Genomic DNA, 18,385 nt, shown 5'->3' with positions numbered 1-18,385 from the left:
GGAGTTTGTTGATGATTTTTTTAACTCCGGCGGTTTAAAGCAATAGCCCGGCCACTTCTTCCCAGGTATTTACGCGTTCAAATTCGGTAACCAACAGGTTGTGTGGCGAGGTAAATAGAAGCGGCCTGCCCTCAAAATTGACAAAATTCTTCGTTCTATCGTCGATGATAATGTCGGCCTTTACAATTTTGTTCCCACAGAACATGATGTGCTGCCAGTCTATAAAAGGGAAATGCTCTGCCATCCAGTCGTATTTATCTGTTAATGAGTTTCGAAACTCCATGGCTGCAGAAACAATGTAGACATCGTATTTCTCCTGGAGGGCTTTAATCACCCTTTGACTATCCGGAATTACATCTAAATCACGGAAAAAACCGGGTTCGTTAATATACTCGAACCATTTTTGATTTACCTCTTCGGGAACATGGTGATAAATTTCATTTCCGGCATCTATCTTTAAATCAAGCGGAATGTTGTAATCGCGGTTGTAGAGTTTAATAAATTTTGCAAGGGCATCGGCAATCACCTCATCCATGTCAATAGCAATTCTTTCCATTTTGTATCAGCAAAAATTTTGCTGGCAAATATCCCGAAAACAAAGAAATTAAACTATGTTTTTAATTTCCAGTATTTTAGTTATCTTTGCAGCCCCGCAGTACGAAGCTCCGGGAACTATGTTGAATACATAAATAAACTTAAGAAATGGCAACTAAAATCAGATTGCAAAGATTCGGTAAAAAAGGTAAACCTTTTTTCCACGTAGTGGTAGCAGATTCTCGTTCACCACGTGATGGTAAATTCATTGAGCGTTTAGGTTCTTATAATCCAAACACCAATCCTGCTACTATCGAAATTAACTTCGAAAAAGCTTTAAACTGGGTTAACAATGGTGCTGAGCCAACGGATACAGCCCGTGCTATCCTTTCTTACAAAGGTGTTTTATACAAAAAACATTTAGAAGGTGGTGTTAAAAAAGGTGCTTTAACTCAAGAACAGGCAGATGAAAAATTTGCAGCTTGGTTAGATGCAAAAGCTGGTAAAATCTCTGGTAAAACAGAAGGTTTAGCAACTTCAAAAGCTGAGGCGCGTAAAGCAGCTTTAGCAGCAGAAGCTAAGAAAAAAGAAGACAGAGCAGCAGCTATCGCAGCTAAAAATGCACCAGTTGCAGAAGAAGTTGTTGAAGAAGAAGCTCCAGCTGTTGAAGCTGAGGCAACTGAAGAAGCTCCTGCAGCTGAAGCAACTAAAGAAGAAGGCGCAGAATAATTTATTTTATTCTATCGCAGTAAATAGCGTTCAGGATTTTTCCGAACGCTATTTCTATTTTAAAGAAATTTATCCGTTATCTGTCCGCAATTATCAGTTTGCGGTTTACAGTTATCAGTTGTACAATTTAGCAATAACAATAATACATTCAACAACCTCTCCTCCCACTAACAGTATGAAACACGAAGAAGCATTTTACGTAGGTTATATTACCAAAACGAGGGGTTTAAAAGGGGAAGTTCAGATTTTCTTTGAATTTGAGGATTACGAACAATTGGATTTTGATGTCGTTTTTGCGGATATGAATGGTAAACTCGTTCCTTATTTTGTTGCCTCAGCGAAACTGCAGACCAATAAAACAGGCTATTTTAATTTTGATGATGTTGACCACATTGATAAGGCTCAACCCCTTCTTAAAAAGAAACTTTACCTTCCGTTGGCCCAAATGCCTGAACGTGATGAGGATGAGTTTTTCTATACTGATCTTAAAGGTTTTACGGCGGTTGACGAGACACTTGGCGAATTAGGCGAGATCCTGGAGGTGAATGAATATCCACAACAATTTGTGGCTACTGTAATGTACCGGGAAACTGAAATTCTTTTTCCACTAAATGAAGACTTTATTGTCGAAATTGACGATGAGGAAAAGGTGTTAAGCCTGGATTTACCAGAAGGTTTGCTGGATATTTATCTCTCTAATTAAAAAATAATTTCTTGCTTGCAGGTAGTGTTAAGAGGGTTTTTGTAAAATAAAACAATCTTTTAGTAAAAGATACTTGACATTTATATCAAAAATACTTTACATTTGGTAAAAAAAACTTGATATGAAAAATTCGCTTTTGATTCCAAACCGCAACAAAGTAGTGGGTTGGGTTGTATTGTTAGCATCTGTACTCTTAGGATGTTTTTGCTTATACAATGAATTTCGAATCCCTGACTTTCAAATCTACCGTTTGCCAAATAATGGGGAAGATTCACCGTTTAGTTTTGCTGATTATAATTTAACAAATGAGCTTGCAATTTTTGGTGTTACATTAGGGTTGCTTATTATTGTTTTCTCTAAAGAAAAGATAGAGGACGAATATATTGGAGTGCTTAGATTAAAAAGTTTGCAATGGGCTGTGCTGGTAAGTTATATTGTGCTTTTAATCATAAATTTCAGTTTTTACGGTATTGCATTTTTAATGATCCTGGTTTATAACATATGGACTATTCCAATTATTTTTCTCGTTAGATTTAATTATAGCTTATATCGGTTTAGAAAGGAAGGAGTATCTGATGAAAAATAGTATCCGTGTACAACGCGCTATAAAAAATATTACCCAGGCTGAGCTGGCTGACCTCATTCAGGTTTCAAGGCAAACTATAAATACCATTGAATCGGGCAAGTATGTTCCTTCTACTGTATTGGCCTTAAAAATGGCGAAGGTTTTTGGAAAGCCGGTTGATGAAATTTTTGAACTGGAGGAAGGTGATTAGGCTTTGGATAGAAAATTCTACTTCAGACGAAAGACTTCCGACGAAAGACTTAACTTTGCACCATGCGTTTTGATATTATAACTGTTATTCCTGGTCTGCTCGAAAGTCCTTTTGCCCATTCTATTTTGCAGCGTGCGCAAAAGAAAGGAATAGCAGAGATTGTTGTTCATAATTTGAGAGATTATTCTACACACAAGCAAAAGAGTGTAGATGATTATCAGTATGGAGGAGGTAGCGGGATGGTGATGATGATTGAGCCTTTTGCCAATTGCATTGAGAAGCTTCAGGCTGAAAGAGAATATGATGAGATTATATTCATGAGTCCTGATGGCGTTACGCTTAATCAGAGCATTGCTAATGAATTATCTATTAAAAAGAATATCATCATTCTCTGCGGGCACTATAAGGGCATAGATCAACGCATCCGGGATATCTATGTAACCAGAGAATTGTCTGTAGGTGATTATGTATTAAGCGGAGGTGAGCTTCCTGCGGCAATCGTTGTCGATGCTGTTGTCAGATTAATTCCGGGGGTACTCAATGATGAGACCTCTGCCCTATCTGATAGCTTTCAGGGTGAATTACTGGATGCACCAGTATATACGCGTCCGGCAGATTGGCGCGGCCACAAAGTGCCCGATATCTTATTAAGCGGGCATGAAGCCAAAGTAAATGAATGGAGACATGAACAAGCTTTGGAGCGTACGCAGAAACGCCGTCCTGACCTTTTGAAATAGAAGCATTTAAGGACATTAAATGTGGAATTTATAAAGATTGTGGAAAAAATTAAAATAGACTTTTTTTTATCAAAAAAAATCTCTAATATTGCAATCCGATTTTCACGGGTTGAAATATCGATTTAATAGCTTAAAATCATGGATTTAGTAAAATTTGTTGAAGAGCAGGCCATCGCAAAAAAAGATTTCCCTGCGTTCAAGTCTGGAGATACAGTGAGCGTACACTATAAAATTCGCGAGGGTAATAAAGAACGTGTTCAGATTTACCAAGGTGTTGTTATACAACGTAACAGCGCAGGTGCAAACGAAACTTTCACTGTTCGTAAAATGAGCAATGGTGTTGGTGTTGAGCGTATCTTCCCTTTCAGTTCTCCAAATATTGAGAAAGTTGAAGTGAATAGCTATGGTAAAGTTCGTAGAGCTAAATTATTCTACCTACGTGCTTTAACCGGTAAAGCTGCTCGTATCAAATCTAAAAGAGTATAATTTAAATCATTATATTATTGGCCTCCCCGATTCGTCATCAGGGAGGTTTTTTTGTTTGTACCTTTTTTTATATCATTAGCAGAGTTTTATGTTAGATACAGCGTTTTTGGAGCAGGTTTTTTGGGGAAATACCATAAAGGCATACATCCTTTTTGGTGGAATATTATTGCTTGGATTAATATTTAAGCGTGTAGTATCCAGGTTATTGAGCAAATTGCTGTTTAAGCTTTTTGCACGCTTTTCGAGTCAGTCACATAATGATGCTTTTGTTGCGCTTTTAGTAAGGCCAATAGAAGTTTTTATCCTGCTAAGCACACTATTCTTATCCATTAGTCAGCTAAGCCACCCATTGGAGGTTGCGATTTTTCATTATAGTAAACTTGTTGGTAAAGTAAAAGAATCCATCCCGATAACCATCGGCGAGTGCATCAACCGCATCTTCTTGTTTATGATTATCATTTCGGTATTTTGGATTATACTCAGGATTATCGATTTTATCAGTCATGTTTTACTCTATAAAGCCTCGTTAACTGATAACAGGTCTGACGACCAGTTGGTGCCTTTTTTAAAAGAACTTTTTAAAACTGTTGTAATTTTTATTGGATTCTTTACGCTTCTGGGCTTTGTTTTTGAAGTTAATGTACTAACATTGATTACTGGTTTAGGAATTGGCGGTATTGCCATTGCGCTGGCCGCTAAAGAAAGCCTTGAAAACCTTATAGGCTCATTTACTATCTTTTTAGACAAGCCTTTTGTAGTGGGAGATTTAGTGAAAGTAGATGGGGTTGAAGGAACAATTGAAAAGGTTGGTTTTAGGAGTACGCGTATCCGTACATCCGAAAAAACAATGGCTACCATTCCCAATCGGGGAATGATTGACGGTGTGCTGGAAAACCTTTCATTGAGAAATTCACGAAAAGTCGCATTTACCATTGGGCTAACATATGAAACTTCGGCAAACGATGTGAGAAAGATCGTTTCAGAGATCGAAACCTACATTAATGGGCATGAAGGTACATACAATGATGGAACAGCCTCATTTAAGAGCTTCGGGGATTCTGGCTTGATTGTAGAAGTTAACTATTTTGTTAAAATCCTTGAAAATGATCCTTTTTTAACTATCAGACAGGAAATTAATCTCGAGATTATGGATATCGTTAGGCGGAATAAATCAGGCTTTGCCTATCCTACTCAACGTTTGATTAGTGATAAATCGGTAGCGAATGATGCAGAGAAGGAAGTAGGGAACGATGCGATGGACTAGTTTTGAATAGAGGAATGGTAGAATGAGTGAGTTTACTGGTGTGTAACACTGTCATTCTATCATTCAAAATCATTCATTGGGTTTTATGAAAGTTCGGCTAAAGTGGTAATGCCACCTTTAACTACTTGGTTAAGTTCTACATTTACTTTGGTTCCGATAGGTAAAAATACATCCACCCTTGATCCAAATTTGATAAACCCAAACTGTTCTGTTTGAACCACCTTATCCCCTTCTTTTACGTACCATACAATACGACGAGCCAAAGCCCCCGCAATTTGGCGGAAAAGGATAGATTGACCATTCTTATGCTCCACAACTGTAGTGGTGCGTTCGTTTTCGGTAGAAGATTTAGGATTCCATGCTGCCAGGTATTTTCCCGGATGATATTTAAAGAATTTAACAACACCTGAAATCGGGTTTCTATTGATGTGTACGTTTATCGGCGACATAAAAATAGATACCTGAAGACGTTTATCTTTAAAGTATTCTCCTTCTGTAGTTTCTTCAATTACAACAACTTTACCGTCGGCAGGGCAGATAACCAGGTTTTCACCAGCTGAGAAACTACGGCTTGGGTTGCGGAAGAACTGTAAAACAATGATAAAGAGTGCCGCAGAAAAAATGTAAATAAACCAGCGAAGCCAGGTAATATCGTAGTATTTATAGTCTACAACAGCGTTCAGTACGAATATTAATAAAATGGTTAGGGCAATGGTAGTATAGCCCTCTTTATGTATTGTCATTGCTTTAGAATTTATTCAGCAAAGGTGCAAAAAATATATTAATCTGATCTAGAAATTATGATTGTGTAGCGCGGTATATGTCGGTTAGGTTCCTGCCAAGGCCGTTATAATCTAATCCATAACCCACTACAAATTCATTAGGAATCTCAAAACCAACGTAATCCAGGCCTTCAATTTCGTGTTTTAAGCAAGCGGGTTTAACCAGCAGGGAGCTGACTTTAACTGAAGCAGGATTTTTTGCTTTAATGGTTTTTAAGATATGTGCGAGGGTTAAGCCAGTATCTACAATATCTTCTACAATAATGATGTCTCTTCCCTCAAGATTTTCGGGCAAACCAATAAGATCTTTAACTTTCCCGGTACTTTCTGTTCCGGCATAGGAGGCCACGCGCATAAAAGCCACCTCGCAAGGTACATTCACTTCTTTAATAAGATCGGCCATAAACAGGAAGCTCCCATTTAAAATGCCAATAAATAACGGACATTTGCCTTCGTAATCTACATTTAACTGTATACCAAGCAGGCGGATACGTTTGTTTAAAGTATCATTCTCTAGAAATAACTCGAACTCTTTATCCTCTACCTGTATTTTGTGCATTTTTATATGATTATGGTTTACTTAGTTATTGGCTTTTTTACTTTCTTCCAGTTCTTTTTCTTTTCTGCGTTGCTCTCTGCGTTCTTGTCTGAGCTGTTTCCGGGTTTTGGTAGTTGTGTCTCCAGGTTTAACTTGTTTATTATTGGCCGTATCTTTTTTAGAGCGGCCACCAAAGATTCGGTCAAACAGATTTTTACTCTCATCCTGCATAATTACAGGAGGAACATCAGCGTCGTCATCGAAAGCAGTAGTATCAATAACAGCCGTATCAGGAGCTAAATATTGGCGTAAACCTTCTCGCAGGCGCACATTATAAAATCCATAGCCCGAAGTGTCTGATGGCGTTAGTCCTCTCCTGGCCATAATATTCCCCATAAAACGGAAATAGTTGAACATAAAGGGCTTTAAACTACCATTGGCCATAAATTTATACATGGCAGCCTTTGGTTTAGGTACAATGCTGGCCAGGAAGAGGCCATCTCCAATGGTTAAATCGGCAGGTTGTTTACCAAAATAATATCTAGAGGCCTCACCAATGCCATATATATTCTGACCCAACTCCATAATGTTAAAATAAACTTCCAGCATGCGCTGTTTGCTAACCAGGTGATTGTGTTCGATGAGCCAAACAATTAAAATTTCTTCAGCTTTGCGGGCAAGTGTTTTCTGGCGACTTAAATAAACATTTTTAACCAACTGCATGCTGATGGTACTGCCTCCTCGTTTAAACTTCTTTTCTTTAAAATTAACTGCAATTGATTTTCGGATGGATTCTTCCACAAAACCATTATGGGTAAAGAAAGAGGGATCTTCTGCAGTTAATACAGCATTTTTGAAGTTGCTGGAAATTGCAGATAGCGGTGTGAAGTTTGGATTTGATGGGCCAATGGTAATGTCACGCATCGGTTTTCCATATTCGTATGGCGTATAAACAAAACTGTTATTAATTTTTTGAAGATTTGTTTTTCCCCATTGGGTAATCTTAAAGCCCACCGGAGTTAAGGTAGAACTAAACTTAACACTATCTGGAATTGCGGTATCCAGGTAAAAATTCAGGTTATATTTAACCTTACCCTGAACTTTCAACCCTTCTAAAGATTCAAAAAGTCCTTGTGGAAAAGCATTTAAAACAGCTTGGGCATCTTGTTCTTCAGCATTTAGTTTTAGTTCATAAATTTTATGTTTACCCAGGGTGTACTTAATGTAAGGATGGATTGCTGCATCTTTTAAATAAGCTGTTGAAGTGCTGTCCAGAGCAATATAATTTTCGCCAACCAATACATCGGCTTCGAGTTTGGCGCTTTGTACAATGATATCATTATTGGCTATTCTTGGCTGATTAAGTAACATGTTTTTAACTGACCAGGAACCGGAAATTTTATAATCGCCACTGCTGTAACCAGCGCTTTTCAGTTCTGTTTGCAGTGTATCGAAACTTACCTTTGCGTGTAATTTATTATTCAGGTAAGGTAGTTCGAGTTTTTTACCGTCTGCGTAGGCGGTAAAGCTTAATTGTTTGCTGCCGGGATTTACATAACCGTCAATGTGCCAGGTAGCTTCACCATTATTTACGTTGATAGTCGATTTTAAATCTCCGTCATCTATAGTTGCAGTGGTGGCAAAACTGAGTTTGGCAGTATCGTGATCGTTAAACTTAAAAACCATATTTTTCACATCCATATCATTGGGTATTTTATATAATACCTGATTAAGGATATTGCTGGCAATTTCGGATAAATTGGATTTGCCTTTGGTTTCTGTGCTGTCTTTTTTCTTTCTCTTGAGTAAAAAATCAATGTTAGTAGTTGAGTCTTTAAGTACGACGCTTACAAAACCATCATTTAGCATAATTTCTGATAGTTTAACATTACCAAACAATAAGGGGAACAGGCGTACACTTACGCTAAGTTGACCAATATTTGAAAGTGTATCACGCTCTTTTGGAACCACCGATATGTTGGTCATTTTTACCGTGCTTAAGCCTGTGAAGCCGGCCGACCCAATTTTTACCTCCAGGCCATAATCTTTGTCTGCTTTTGCAATGGCTTTGGCAACCATTTTCTTGAGGATTGCCTCCCTTTTGTTATATGCAACCGCCCCCAGCGCCAGGCCAACAATAAAAAAAACACCTAAAACCCAGGCTCCGATTTTTAAATATTTTTTAGGGATGTTAATTTTTGGTATGCGCATATAGTGGTAAAAAAGGTTAAATGCTTAAACGTAACAATTAAATGTTTATTTCGTGTTAAAATTACAGTTAAAAAGCCTAAATAAAAGTATTTATGGCTATGTTTTGTTAATTTTGAATTTAAATTTATACAATGCAAATTAGCCCACAACAAGTTTTAGAAGCGCTTAAAAATGTAGAAGATCCGGATTTAAAAAAGGATTTGGTTACTTTAAACATGATTAAGGACTTAAAAATCGTTGATCACCATATCAGTTTTACTTTAGAGCTTACCACTCCGGCTTGTCCCATGAAGGAGATGCTCAAAAATGCATGCACCAATGCAATTAAGCATTTTGTGCTTGCAGAGGCCGAAATAGAGATTAATGTTACTTCAAGAGTAACCCAGCCTACTCACTCAAACTCCCTGGATAACATCAAAAACATCATTTTGGTTTCATCTGGAAAAGGTGGTGTAGGTAAATCTACAGTAGCCAGTAATTTGGCTGTTGTACTTGCAAAAGATGGAGCTAAGGTGGGTCTAATTGATGCCGATATTTATGGGCCTTCTGTTCCAACAATGTTTGACCTGGTAGATGCGAAACCATCTGCAGAGGAGACAGCAGATGGGAAAACTAAGATTTTACCAATTGAAAAATACGGCATTAAGCTTCTTTCTTTGGGCTTTTTTGCTGATCCTGGTCAACCAGTTCCCTGGAGGGGGCCAATGGCTTCAAATGCGGTAAAGCAATTGTTTAACGATACGAATTGGGGAGAACTGGATTACTTAATTGTGGATTTACCACCCGGAACCGGAGATATTCACATTACCATTACTCAAAGCTTCCCGATTTCGGGTGCAGTGGTTGTAACCACTCCCCAGCAGGTTGCGCTGGCCGATACACATAAAGGTTTAGCCATGTTTAGAATGCCAGGGATTAATATTCCAGTTTTAGGGGTAATTGAAAACATGTCGTATTTTACACCGGCAGAGCTACCTGATAATAGGTATTACATTTTTGGAAATGGTGGGGGAAGAAAATTAGCAGAAAGTTTTAATGTGCCGTTTTTAGGTGAGATTCCGATTATTCAAAGCATCGCAGAGGCCGGAGATAACGGTAAGCCCGTGGCTTTAAATCAAAACCCACTTTTAGATGTTATATTTGGGGATATTGCAAGTAAAATTGCTCAGCAAATATCTATCAGCAACGCACAAATGGCGAATTGCTAAAAAATTACTATTTTTAAAAATTAAATCACATATAATGAATTTGACAGAGCAAGTAGAACAGGCATTAGAAACCATCAGACCATATCTTATCGCTGATGGAGGGAATGTTTCTGTTGAAGAAATTACGGACGATAAAGTGGTTAAACTTAAGCTTTTAGGTAACTGTGGTTCTTGTCCGATGAGTTTCATGACCATGAAATCGGGGATTGAACAGGCAATAATGAAGGCTGTTCCAGAAATTACTTCGGTTGTTGCGGTTAACATGGCCGAGCAAGAATAGCTTTAACACTATTTAACAAGCAGTTTTAAGTATTAAAATTACTTTTGTTTAATGAGATATTGTGTTGTCCTTCTTTTGCTTTTTTTTTCGGTAACCGCTTTTGCACAACAAAAGCCGGCTCAGGATAAACTTATCCAATTTTCCGGGATTATTACAGATATCGATAGTACCAACGTTATACCTTACGTTACCATTACCAACCTATCTGCCAAGAGCAGGCGTGTTGCGGCTGATTACCGGGGGTATTTTACCTTTATAGTAAACCCGGGTGATACCATCCTTTTTACGGCTATTGGGTACAAGAAATTTTCAACCATCATTCCTGAAGGTACACCGGATAGTAAGTATACCATTATGGTTAAACTCAAGGCAGAAGTGGTTAACCTTCCTTCGGTAAGGGTTTTTCCATGGGCTACAACAGAGGAATTTACCCGTGAGTTCTTGTCTATGAAATTGGCAGATGACGATCTGGCCATTGCCAAAAAAAACCTTTCCAGGTCATCTATCAATGGTTTAATTCAAACATTACCCCGTGATGGGCAGGAAATCGGAAGCCAGAATTACCGTTACAACTTTGATCGGATGGTTAATAAAAATATGGTTCAGACCAATCCTTTGCTGAACCCTTTTGCCTGGGGTAAATTGATGCAACAAATTTTTGATGGAGATAAGAGTCGGGTAGAGAATTAGTCTGAGTGGAGAAGCCGTAATCTGCAGTCTCCTTTCTAATTTATCAATGTCTGGCATCTCTTGTCCTACATCACATGAAAATATAAAGGGGAAAATGGTCATCCATTTTCCCCTATTTGTTTCAGTTCGAAAATACTAACGTTTTTTACTTTTATTTGGGAACTTCATTTTATAGTCTGTTCTGATATTTCCCTTAGAAATGGCATCCAGCTTGCTTTTAAGCATGGTTTTACGTAAAACACTTACTTTATCGGTGAATAATTTGCCTTCAATATGGTCATATTCGTGTTGAATTACGCGCGCAGGCATGCCGTCTACATCATCAATATGTTCAACAAAGTTTTCGTCTAAATATTTGATTTTAATATTTGGCTTACGCATGATGTTTTCGCGGATATCCGGAATACTTAAACACCCTTCATTAAAAGCCCAGGCTTCGCCTGTTTCTTCTAATATCTGAGCATTGATAAAAACCTTTTTATATCCTGGAGTTCCATCTTCATCTTCACCGGTGTCAACAATAAATAAACGGATGGGCAGGCCAATTTGTGGGGCAGCTAAACCAACACCGCTTGCATTGTACATGGTATCGAACATGTCGCTGATCAATTGTTTAAGTTCAGGATATTGCTGATCGATGTCTGTGCCAACTTTTTTTAAAACGGGGTCTCCGTAAGCTATAATAGGTAATTTCATGGTATTCTATTTATCAGATACTTATCTGAAATTTTTAGTTGTGTTTTGGAGGTTCTCAACATCCTTAAATATAACGGACAGCAAACCTTGATTTATATTATTTCCGGATACTTTGTTTCAGTATGACAGAAAAATTAATGCAAAAATAGGAATTATTCCAATATTGGACAGAATGTGAAGGTGCTGAGTTTAGAAACATCTAAAACATCTTCCGCAATTTGGGCAATCTCTGTTGGTGTAACCTGGTTAATCTTTTCAAAAACTCTTTCAAGCGAATCAATTTTGTTATGGTCTACAAGGCTTTTTGCCATGGCAATAATTAAGCCTATGCGGTTCTCCTCTCCTAAAGCAATTTGTCCAATAAATTTGTTTTTGGCTTTTTGTAATTGCAATTCGGTAAGCGGATGATCTTTTAGCTTTTTGATTTCTTTATAAATTAAAGAAAGTGCTTTTTCCTGCTTTTCCTTATCTGTTCCAAAATAAATAGAAAAGATACCCGTATCGCTCAAAGGTGAAAAATTTGACTCAATGGTATAGGCAATCCCATACTTTTCTCTCACCTGTAGGTTGAGTACAGCGCTCATCCCGTTTCCACCAAAATAATTATTCAGGAGCATTAAGCCTGTTTTTTGTGATTCGTGTGTTGAATAGCTTTGAGAACCCAGGATGCAGTGCGATTGCATGATCGGTTTATAAACTGTTTTATGCTGTACGGGGAGAATGATTGGCTTTTCTCTTTTTCTGATCGGTGAATTCTCAGGAACATCGGCAAAATACTTCTCCCCTTTAGTTACCAAACGCTTAAAAGAATAGTTCCCTAAAACCGCGACTACGATTTCGTTTGTTCTGTAATTGGCTTTCCTGAAGTTGATAATGTCTTCTTTAGTGAAGTTATTTACAGTATCGTTTGTGCCCAGGATATTATTTCCCAGGGCATGGCCATCAAACAGCATGTCTTCGAAATCATCATTAATGGCTTCTTCAGGCTGATCCAGGTATGATGCTATTTCATCCAGGATAACACCTTTTTCTTTGTCCATCTCTTCTTCCGGAAAAGTAGAGTGAAAGATGATATCGTTAAAAAGATCGAGTGTCCGTTCAAGGTAAGGTGTTAGAAATGAAGCATGTACACAGGTATATTCTTTTGTTGTATATGCATTTAAGTCTGCCCCTACACTTTCTAAATGATTTAGAATCTGATTGGTGCTTCTTTTTTCAGTACGTTTAAAAATAAGGTGCTCGATAAAATGTGCCAATCCGGCCTTACCCTCTACCTCATCTCTTGAGCCTGAGTTGATGATGATACAAGCATGAGAGATGTTAGAAGCCGAAGGCACGTGTAACAAGCGAATGCCATTAGGCAGTGTATGAACATTATATTCCATTAGCGGGCAAAGATACACAACAAATTACGGTCTATTTTCTTCGCTTTGTAATTTTGGAGATTTGAGTATTGCATTAATAATTCTAAAGGTTTTCTGTTTCTGGATAATGAATATTAAGTTCAGTAATCAATTTTTCTTTTGTTGGCTTTTTACGAATCATAAAAAAGAGATTGAGGCCTGCGAAGATCAAGAAAAATGCATTTCTGGTCATTAAAAAACCAACAATGTTGAGCAGCGCTATCCCTTCTAACAAAGCGCAGCACACTAAAAATGCACTTTGGTAAAGTGGAAATTTTACGTCTAAATTCGCATTGGGGTCAATTTTAGCGATCATATTTTTGTAAACAAAGTTGCCAGCCACAATTGATGCGATTGACAGGATTGGAAAAACCGGATTAAAAGGAGCTGTTTCCTGAAAATCGGCAGTAAAAATCATTTCCTCGCGGTTGATTAGAATTGTGATTGTAGCAAATAAAAATACAGCTGTGCAAAGTGCAAAATGTATAATCTGAGTGGTTTTTATTTTGGTACTCATCTTTCTTGTTGTTATTTATTTATGCCTTCCAGTGCAAATAAAAAGGCATAGCCCAGCGCTTCCTCTTTGAGGTAATCAAACCGACCTGATGCGCCACCATGGCCAAATTCCATGTTGGTTTTAAGCAGGAGTATATTGTTGTCTGTTTTCATGGTTCGGAGCTTCGCCACCCATTTCGCCGGCTCAAAATACTGTACCTGGCTATCGTGCAAACCTGTAGTAACCAATAAATTTGGATAGGCTTTCTTCTCTATATTTTCATATGGAGAATAACTTTTCATATACTCATAGGCAGCCTTTTGTTTAGGATTGCCCCACTCATCAAATTCATTGGTGGTAAGCGGAATACTTTCATCGAGCATGGTATTAACCACATCCACAAAAGGAACATCGGCAATAACGCCATTCCATAAATCGGGGGCCATATTAATTACAGCTCCCATTAAAAGACCTCCTGCACTGCCTCCGTTGGCATAGAGGTGTCCTTTACTGGTATATTTTTGATCAATCAGGTATTCGCCACAGGCGATAAAATCGGCGAAAGTGTTTTTCTTTTTCATCAGCTTACCATCTTCGTACCAATGCCGGCCCAGCTCCTGCCCTCCTCTGATATTTGCAATTGCAAATACAAAGCCGCGGTTTAACAAGCTTAACCTTACAGAAGAAAAGTATACATCCATGTTTGCTCCATAAGATCCGTAACCGTAAAGTAACAAAGGGCTGTTGCCATTTTTCTTGAATCCTTTTTTGTAAACGAGTGCAATAGGAACTTTTGCACCATCATTCGCTGTAGCGAAAATACGTTCGGTTACATATTCTTTTGGGTCATATCCGCCCTGCACTTCCTGTTGCTTCATTAGCTTCTGCTCCTTTTTCTCCAGGTTATAATCATAGGTAGAAGCAGGTGTAGTGAGTGATGTATAACTATAACGAAGCGTTGCGCTTTTATATTCAGGGTTAGCGCCTACTCCTGCGTCATAAGCAGGTTCATCAAATCTAATATAGTAGTCGGAACCATTTTTTTTAAGTACCCGCAGTTCCGTTAATCCGTTTTTTCTTTCAGATAGAACTACGTAATCCTGAAATTCTTCTGCATTTTCAAGCAATACATCCTTACGGTGTGGAACAACCTCTTTCCAGTTCTCTTTAGATGTTCGATCTAGCGGGCATTCCATTAAGCGGAAATTTTTTGCATTCCAGTTGGTTAAGATTAGAAATTTATCATCTACAGGCATTACATCGTAAAGTACATCCTTTGATCGGGTTGTAAATACATTAAACGAAGTTTCCGGATGATCGGCATCAATCATTCTGGTTTCAGAAGTTAATGTGCCTTGAGAACTGATTAAAATATATTTGCCGTTTTTAGATTTGCCAACACCGATATAATTTGTATTATCTTTTTCATTATAGACCACAACATCGGCTGTACTTGCCGTGCCCAGGCTATGTTTTTTTATTTTTTCGCTTAGGAGCGTCGAAGGATTGTTGGCCGTATAGAACAAGGTCTTATTATCGTTTGCCCAAACTGCCCGGCCGCTTGTATTGGTGACTGCATCTTTGTAGATTTCTCCGGTTTCCAGGTTTTTGATATGGATGGTATACTGACGGCGCGAAACTTTGTCTACACCAAAAGCAAGTAATTTATTATCAGGGCTGATACTGAAGCCTGTAGCGCTGTAATAAGCATGCCCTTTAGCCAAGTCGTCTATATCTAAAAGTATTTCCTCTGCTGCGCTTAGGCTACCTTTTTTACGGCAATATTTAAAGTACTGTTTACCATCTTCCGTTCTTGAATAATAAAAATAGCCATTTTTAAAAACAGGCACAGACTCGTCTTTTTCTTTAATTCTGCCCTTCATTTCTTTAAAAAGGTTGGCCTGAAATTGGTCTGTACCTTTTATCATTGTATCCAGATAGGTATTTTCAGCTTTCAGATAGTTTACTACTTTGGTGCTATCTGGCCCTTGTTTAAAATAATCTATCATCCAATAATAGTTGTCTGTTACCGTATCGCCATGAATAACTCTTTGGTGAGGGATGATGTCGGCTATCGGTGCTTTGGCCTTGGGCCACTTATAAGGTTCCATTGTTTTTCTTTTGGGGTTATTGCAGGCACTGATTGCGCCACAAATAACCAGTGTACAGAGAATGCGTTTCATCTCAGTTGGATTTAGGTAATTGCAATTTATAAAAACTGTGTCAATAAACAGCAATAGGTTTGCTTGGAATTTTCCATCAAAACAGATGCTACACCATCAAAATAGAATGGATTTTAAAGAAATGGGTTTGAAATTTGCGTTTTTCGTAAAAAAGTGGCTGAATGGCCAGAATATTAACAATTTAGAACAAAAGGTGGTAAATTGCAAAACCAAACTGATACGCGTATAATAATGAAATTAGGGTATAAAAAAATTGTTGTTAAAGTTGGATCCAATGTAATTACACAGGCAAATGGATTACCAGATGAGAAAAGAATTCAACACCTGGTTAATCAATTGGCTGAAATTAAAAAACAAGGAATCGAAGTTATTTTAGTTTCTTCAGGTGCCGTTGCTTCTGGCCGGAGTTTGATCAAAGTTTCTGAAAAACAAGATGCAGTTACTACCAGACAATTATTGGCCGCTATAGGGCAGGTTAAACTGATTAATACTTATTCTAATTTTTTTAATGCACATGCGATACAATGTGCCCAGGTATTGGTTACTAAGGAGGATTTTCGTGACCGGGCACATTATCTGAACATGAAAAACTGCATGGAAATCCTGCTTCAAAATGAAGTAATTCCGGTGGTAAATGAAAATGATGTGGTATCGGTAACAGAGTTGATGTTTACGGATAATGATGAGTTGGCCGGATTAATTGCTTCCATGCTGAATGCTGATGCCTTAATTATTCTTTCAAACGTTAACGGTATTTATAATGGAGACCCTAAAGCATCGGGATCAGAAGTTATTCAGGAAATTTCCGGCTCTGTTTCAAACCTGGCTAATTTTATCAGTACAGGTAAATCACAGTTTGGTCGTGGAGGAATGATAACTAAATCAACCATGGCCAATAAGGTAGCCAAGCTTGGTATTAATGTGCACATTGCAAATGGTACAACAGATGATGTGTTACTCAACTTGCTGAATCAGCAAATTGTGCATACCCGTTTTGTACCCGAAAAGAGTAAATCGGGGAAAAAGAAATGGATTGCGCATTCTGAAAATTCAGCTACGGGAATAGTAAAACTCAATGAGGGTGCAAAAGCGGTATTAACTTCTGGAAAGGCAACCAGCTTACTGCCGGTAGGGATCGTCAAAATCGAATCTGATTTTTTAAAGGGCGATATTATAAAAATTGTTGATGAAGAAAACAACCTTATTGGTTTAGGGATAGCAGAATATGGTTCGGATAAGGCCAGAGAGCGGATAGGCCAGAAAAAACAAAAGGCTTTGGTACACTACGATTATTTTTATTCAGCAATATAAAGTCGCATGGATGGGGCGAATAAGGAATAAAGAGAAATGCAAGCTGTGGTAGCGGGCTAAAGTAGTTAGAGATACAAAGTAGAAAGAAAATTATAAAATGAGTTATATATCATACTTCGAGAAAGCACAAAAAGCAAGTCGTTCAATGGCCGGTATAGGCAAAGAACAGACCGATTTAGTATTAAAGGAGCTGGCAGAAGCCTTAGTGCTTCACAGTGCCGAAATTTTAGCTGAAAACCTTAAGGATTTGGCCAGAATGCCCATCGAAGATCCTAAATATGATAGATTAAAATTAAGCCAGGAACGTATTCAGGGTATTGCAAATGATATTAAAAGCGTTGCAGGCTTAACCAGTCCTTTAGGTGAAATTCTTTCCGATAAGACTTTAGAAAATCAACTGCATATTCAGAAAATCAGGGTTCCGCTCGGGGTTATTGGTGTGATTTATGAAGCTCGCCCGAACGTTACAGCCGATGTATTTTCTCTATGCTTTAAAACCGGGAATGTTGCCGTTTTAAAAGGCGGAAGTGATGCCGAGTTTTCAAATTTAGCCATTACTAAGGTAATCCAGTCGGTATTAAGCAAGCATGAAATTAATCCCGATGTTTTAACCTTATTGCCAGCTGAAAGGGCGGCAACTGAAGCCTTATTACATGCAGTTGGTTTTGTTGATGTACTCATTCCACGGGGAAGTCAGTCGTTAATTAGCTATGTAAGGGCAGAAAGCAAAATTCCTGTAATAGAAACGGGAGCAGGAATTGTACATACTTATTTTGATGAATCGGGGGATCTGGAAAAAGGAAAGGCCATCGTTTTCAATGCCAAAACCAGAAGAGTGAGTGTTTGTAACTCGCTGGATTGTTTATTGATCAATCAAAATCGTTTAGCGGATTTACCAGCACTTTTATCACCGTTGGCGGATGGACAAGTAGAACTTTTTGCCGACGAGAAGAGTTACGAAATTTTAAAACATACTTATCCTTCTACGCTGTTAAACCGAGCTAAGCCCGAGCATTTTGGAACAGAATTTCTATCATTAAAGTTAGCTGTAAAAACTGTAAGTGATTTAGAAGAAGCTTTAAATCACATTGCAGATTACAGCTCTAAGCATAGCGAGGCCATTATTTCTGAGGATGCCGATCATATAGCGAAATTTTTAAATCAGGTAGATGCTGCGGCGGTTTATGCCAATGCCTCCACAGGGTTTACGGATGGGGCACAATTTGGGCTTGGTGCCGAAATAGGGATCAGTACACAAAAGCTACATGCCCGCGGACCAATGGGTTTAGATGAATTAACCAGCTATAAATGGGTAGTTCAGGGTGATGGGCAGATTAGGAAGTAAATTAGATAGCGTT

At 38.1% G+C, this 18,385-nt stretch carries 20 protein-coding genes; 12 read left to right on the top strand and 8 right to left on the bottom strand.

Features of this window, described 5'->3' with window-relative positions; translation table 11 throughout:
- Positions 1-34: 34 nt before the first annotated feature.
- On the bottom strand, positions 35-556 hold the full coding sequence (locus ACQY77_RS12225) for a 5' nucleotidase, NT5C type (protein ID WP_421941862.1): 522 nt from the start codon (positions 554-556) through the stop codon (positions 35-37).
- A 146-nt stretch (positions 557-702) separates the two neighbouring features.
- On the opposite strand from ACQY77_RS12225, the gene ACQY77_RS12220 reads away from it, so the two are divergent.
- From ACQY77_RS12220 to ACQY77_RS12190, 7 genes are all read left to right on the top strand, one after another.
- Positions 703-1,263, top strand: a complete 561-nt coding sequence (locus ACQY77_RS12220) for a 30S ribosomal protein S16 (protein ID WP_421941863.1) — start codon at positions 703-705, stop codon at positions 1,261-1,263.
- Positions 1,264-1,438: 175 nt separating this feature from the next.
- The gene (rimM, locus tag ACQY77_RS12215; RefSeq protein ID WP_421941864.1) at positions 1,439-1,966 is read left to right on the top strand and encodes a ribosome maturation factor RimM; all 528 of its coding nucleotides are present in this window, start codon (positions 1,439-1,441) and stop codon (positions 1,964-1,966) included.
- A gap of 121 nt (positions 1,967-2,087) precedes the next feature.
- Positions 2,088-2,552, top strand: a complete 465-nt coding sequence (locus ACQY77_RS12210) for a hypothetical protein (RefSeq protein ID WP_421941865.1) — start codon at positions 2,088-2,090, stop codon at positions 2,550-2,552.
- On the top strand, positions 2,542-2,742 hold the full coding sequence (locus ACQY77_RS12205) for a helix-turn-helix transcriptional regulator (RefSeq protein ID WP_421941866.1): 201 nt from the start codon (positions 2,542-2,544) through the stop codon (positions 2,740-2,742). Before ACQY77_RS12210 ends, ACQY77_RS12205 begins: the two co-directional genes overlap by 11 nt.
- Positions 2,743-2,804: 62 nt before the next feature.
- The gene (trmD, locus tag ACQY77_RS12200) at positions 2,805-3,479 is read left to right on the top strand and encodes a tRNA (guanosine(37)-N1)-methyltransferase TrmD (RefSeq protein WP_421941867.1); all 675 of its coding nucleotides are present in this window, start codon (positions 2,805-2,807) and stop codon (positions 3,477-3,479) included.
- A gap of 138 nt (positions 3,480-3,617) precedes the next feature.
- Entirely contained in the window at positions 3,618-3,965 is a 348-nt protein-coding gene (gene rplS, locus ACQY77_RS12195) for a 50S ribosomal protein L19 (RefSeq protein WP_090879585.1), read from the top strand.
- Positions 3,966-4,053: 88 nt separating this feature from the next.
- Positions 4,054-5,229 (top strand): mechanosensitive ion channel family protein, encoded by a 1,176-nt coding sequence (locus ACQY77_RS12190; RefSeq protein ID WP_421941868.1) that lies wholly within the window; start codon positions 4,054-4,056, stop codon positions 5,227-5,229.
- Between the two features lie 83 nt (positions 5,230-5,312).
- Here the strand turns inward: ACQY77_RS12190 and ACQY77_RS12185 are convergent, their stop codons facing one another.
- The 3 genes from ACQY77_RS12185 to ACQY77_RS12175 are packed head-to-tail and all read right to left on the bottom strand — an operon-like array spanning position 5,313 to position 8,760.
- Positions 5,313-5,972, bottom strand: coding sequence for a phosphatidylserine decarboxylase family protein (locus ACQY77_RS12185; RefSeq protein WP_421941869.1), 660 nt, complete (start codon positions 5,970-5,972; stop codon positions 5,313-5,315).
- Positions 5,973-6,027: 55 nt separating this feature from the next.
- A complete protein-coding gene (gene hpt / locus ACQY77_RS12180) occupies positions 6,028-6,570 on the bottom strand; it encodes a hypoxanthine phosphoribosyltransferase (RefSeq protein WP_421941870.1) in 543 nt (180 codons plus the stop codon).
- A gap of 21 nt (positions 6,571-6,591) precedes the next feature.
- Complete coding sequence (locus ACQY77_RS12175) at positions 6,592-8,760, bottom strand: transglycosylase domain-containing protein (RefSeq protein WP_421941871.1); 2,169 nt, start codon at positions 8,758-8,760, stop codon at positions 6,592-6,594.
- Between the two features lie 131 nt (positions 8,761-8,891).
- Here ACQY77_RS12175 and ACQY77_RS12170 point away from each other — a divergent pair, with 131 nt between their 5' ends.
- Genes ACQY77_RS12170 through ACQY77_RS12160 form a run of 3 tightly spaced genes read left to right on the top strand, consistent with a single transcriptional unit; the run spans position 8,892 to position 10,938 of the window.
- Positions 8,892-9,968 (top strand): Mrp/NBP35 family ATP-binding protein, encoded by a 1,077-nt coding sequence (locus ACQY77_RS12170; protein WP_421941872.1) that lies wholly within the window; start codon positions 8,892-8,894, stop codon positions 9,966-9,968.
- A 34-nt stretch (positions 9,969-10,002) separates the two neighbouring features.
- A complete protein-coding gene (locus ACQY77_RS12165; RefSeq protein ID WP_421941873.1) occupies positions 10,003-10,248 on the top strand; it encodes a NifU family protein in 246 nt (81 codons plus the stop codon).
- Positions 10,249-10,299: 51 nt separating this feature from the next.
- Positions 10,300-10,938, top strand: a complete 639-nt coding sequence (locus ACQY77_RS12160) for a hypothetical protein (protein ID WP_421941874.1) — start codon at positions 10,300-10,302, stop codon at positions 10,936-10,938.
- 135 nt (positions 10,939-11,073) lie between these two features.
- Here ACQY77_RS12160 and def read toward each other — a convergent pair whose 3' ends face one another.
- The 4 genes from def to ACQY77_RS12140 form a co-directional block, all read right to left on the bottom strand.
- Entirely contained in the window at positions 11,074-11,634 is a 561-nt protein-coding gene (def, locus tag ACQY77_RS12155; RefSeq protein ID WP_421941875.1) for a peptide deformylase, read from the bottom strand.
- A 152-nt stretch (positions 11,635-11,786) separates the two neighbouring features.
- The gene (locus ACQY77_RS12150; RefSeq protein ID WP_421941876.1) at positions 11,787-13,019 is read right to left on the bottom strand and encodes a M16 family metallopeptidase; all 1,233 of its coding nucleotides are present in this window, start codon (positions 13,017-13,019) and stop codon (positions 11,787-11,789) included.
- Between the two features lie 82 nt (positions 13,020-13,101).
- Entirely contained in the window at positions 13,102-13,554 is a 453-nt protein-coding gene (locus tag ACQY77_RS12145) for a hypothetical protein (RefSeq protein ID WP_421941877.1), read from the bottom strand.
- Positions 13,555-13,565: 11 nt separating this feature from the next.
- Positions 13,566-15,716: a S9 family peptidase gene (locus ACQY77_RS12140; RefSeq protein ID WP_421941878.1), complete on the bottom strand. Its 2,151-nt coding sequence runs from the start codon at positions 15,714-15,716 to the stop codon at positions 13,566-13,568.
- A gap of 231 nt (positions 15,717-15,947) precedes the next feature.
- Here ACQY77_RS12140 and proB point away from each other — a divergent pair, with 231 nt between their 5' ends.
- Both proB and ACQY77_RS12130 read left to right on the top strand, forming a co-directional pair.
- Positions 15,948-17,027, top strand: a complete 1,080-nt coding sequence (gene proB, locus ACQY77_RS12135; protein WP_421941879.1) for a glutamate 5-kinase — start codon at positions 15,948-15,950, stop codon at positions 17,025-17,027.
- 97 nt (positions 17,028-17,124) lie between these two features.
- Positions 17,125-18,372 (top strand): glutamate-5-semialdehyde dehydrogenase, encoded by a 1,248-nt coding sequence (locus ACQY77_RS12130; protein WP_421941880.1) that lies wholly within the window; start codon positions 17,125-17,127, stop codon positions 18,370-18,372.
- Positions 18,373-18,385: the final 13 nt, after the last annotated feature.

The organism is Pedobacter sp., assembly GCF_965279535.1.
Taxonomy (GTDB): domain Bacteria; phylum Bacteroidota; class Bacteroidia; order Sphingobacteriales; family Sphingobacteriaceae; genus Pedobacter.
The sequence above is the reverse complement of the archived record's forward strand: the minus strand, read 5'-3'. Positions and strand labels throughout refer to the sequence as shown.

Coding starts and splice junctions, on each gene's coding strand:
- ACQY77_RS12225 (WP_421941862.1), bottom strand. CDS start 556: ATGGAAAGAATTGCTATTGACATGGATGAGGTGATTGCCGATGCCCTT.
- ACQY77_RS12220 (WP_421941863.1), top strand. CDS start 703: ATGGCAACTAAAATCAGATTGCAAAGATTCGGTAAAAAAGGTAAACCT.
- rimM (WP_421941864.1), top strand. CDS start 1,439: ATGAAACACGAAGAAGCATTTTACGTAGGTTATATTACCAAAACGAGG.
- ACQY77_RS12210 (WP_421941865.1), top strand. CDS start 2,088: ATGAAAAATTCGCTTTTGATTCCAAACCGCAACAAAGTAGTGGGTTGG.
- ACQY77_RS12205 (WP_421941866.1), top strand. CDS start 2,542: ATGAAAAATAGTATCCGTGTACAACGCGCTATAAAAAATATTACCCAG.
- trmD (WP_421941867.1), top strand. CDS start 2,805: ATGCGTTTTGATATTATAACTGTTATTCCTGGTCTGCTCGAAAGTCCT.
- rplS (WP_090879585.1), top strand. CDS start 3,618: ATGGATTTAGTAAAATTTGTTGAAGAGCAGGCCATCGCAAAAAAAGAT.
- ACQY77_RS12190 (WP_421941868.1), top strand. CDS start 4,054: ATGTTAGATACAGCGTTTTTGGAGCAGGTTTTTTGGGGAAATACCATA.
- ACQY77_RS12185 (WP_421941869.1), bottom strand. CDS start 5,972: ATGACAATACATAAAGAGGGCTATACTACCATTGCCCTAACCATTTTA.
- hpt (WP_421941870.1), bottom strand. CDS start 6,570: ATGCACAAAATACAGGTAGAGGATAAAGAGTTCGAGTTATTTCTAGAG.
- ACQY77_RS12175 (WP_421941871.1), bottom strand. CDS start 8,760: ATGCGCATACCAAAAATTAACATCCCTAAAAAATATTTAAAAATCGGA.
- ACQY77_RS12170 (WP_421941872.1), top strand. CDS start 8,892: ATGCAAATTAGCCCACAACAAGTTTTAGAAGCGCTTAAAAATGTAGAA.
- ACQY77_RS12165 (WP_421941873.1), top strand. CDS start 10,003: ATGAATTTGACAGAGCAAGTAGAACAGGCATTAGAAACCATCAGACCA.
- ACQY77_RS12160 (WP_421941874.1), top strand. CDS start 10,300: ATGAGATATTGTGTTGTCCTTCTTTTGCTTTTTTTTTCGGTAACCGCT.
- def (WP_421941875.1), bottom strand. CDS start 11,634: ATGAAATTACCTATTATAGCTTACGGAGACCCCGTTTTAAAAAAAGTT.
- ACQY77_RS12150 (WP_421941876.1), bottom strand. CDS start 13,019: ATGGAATATAATGTTCATACACTGCCTAATGGCATTCGCTTGTTACAC.
- ACQY77_RS12145 (WP_421941877.1), bottom strand. CDS start 13,554: ATGAGTACCAAAATAAAAACCACTCAGATTATACATTTTGCACTTTGC.
- ACQY77_RS12140 (WP_421941878.1), bottom strand. CDS start 15,716: ATGAAACGCATTCTCTGTACACTGGTTATTTGTGGCGCAATCAGTGCC.
- proB (WP_421941879.1), top strand. CDS start 15,948: ATGAAATTAGGGTATAAAAAAATTGTTGTTAAAGTTGGATCCAATGTA.
- ACQY77_RS12130 (WP_421941880.1), top strand. CDS start 17,125: ATGAGTTATATATCATACTTCGAGAAAGCACAAAAAGCAAGTCGTTCA.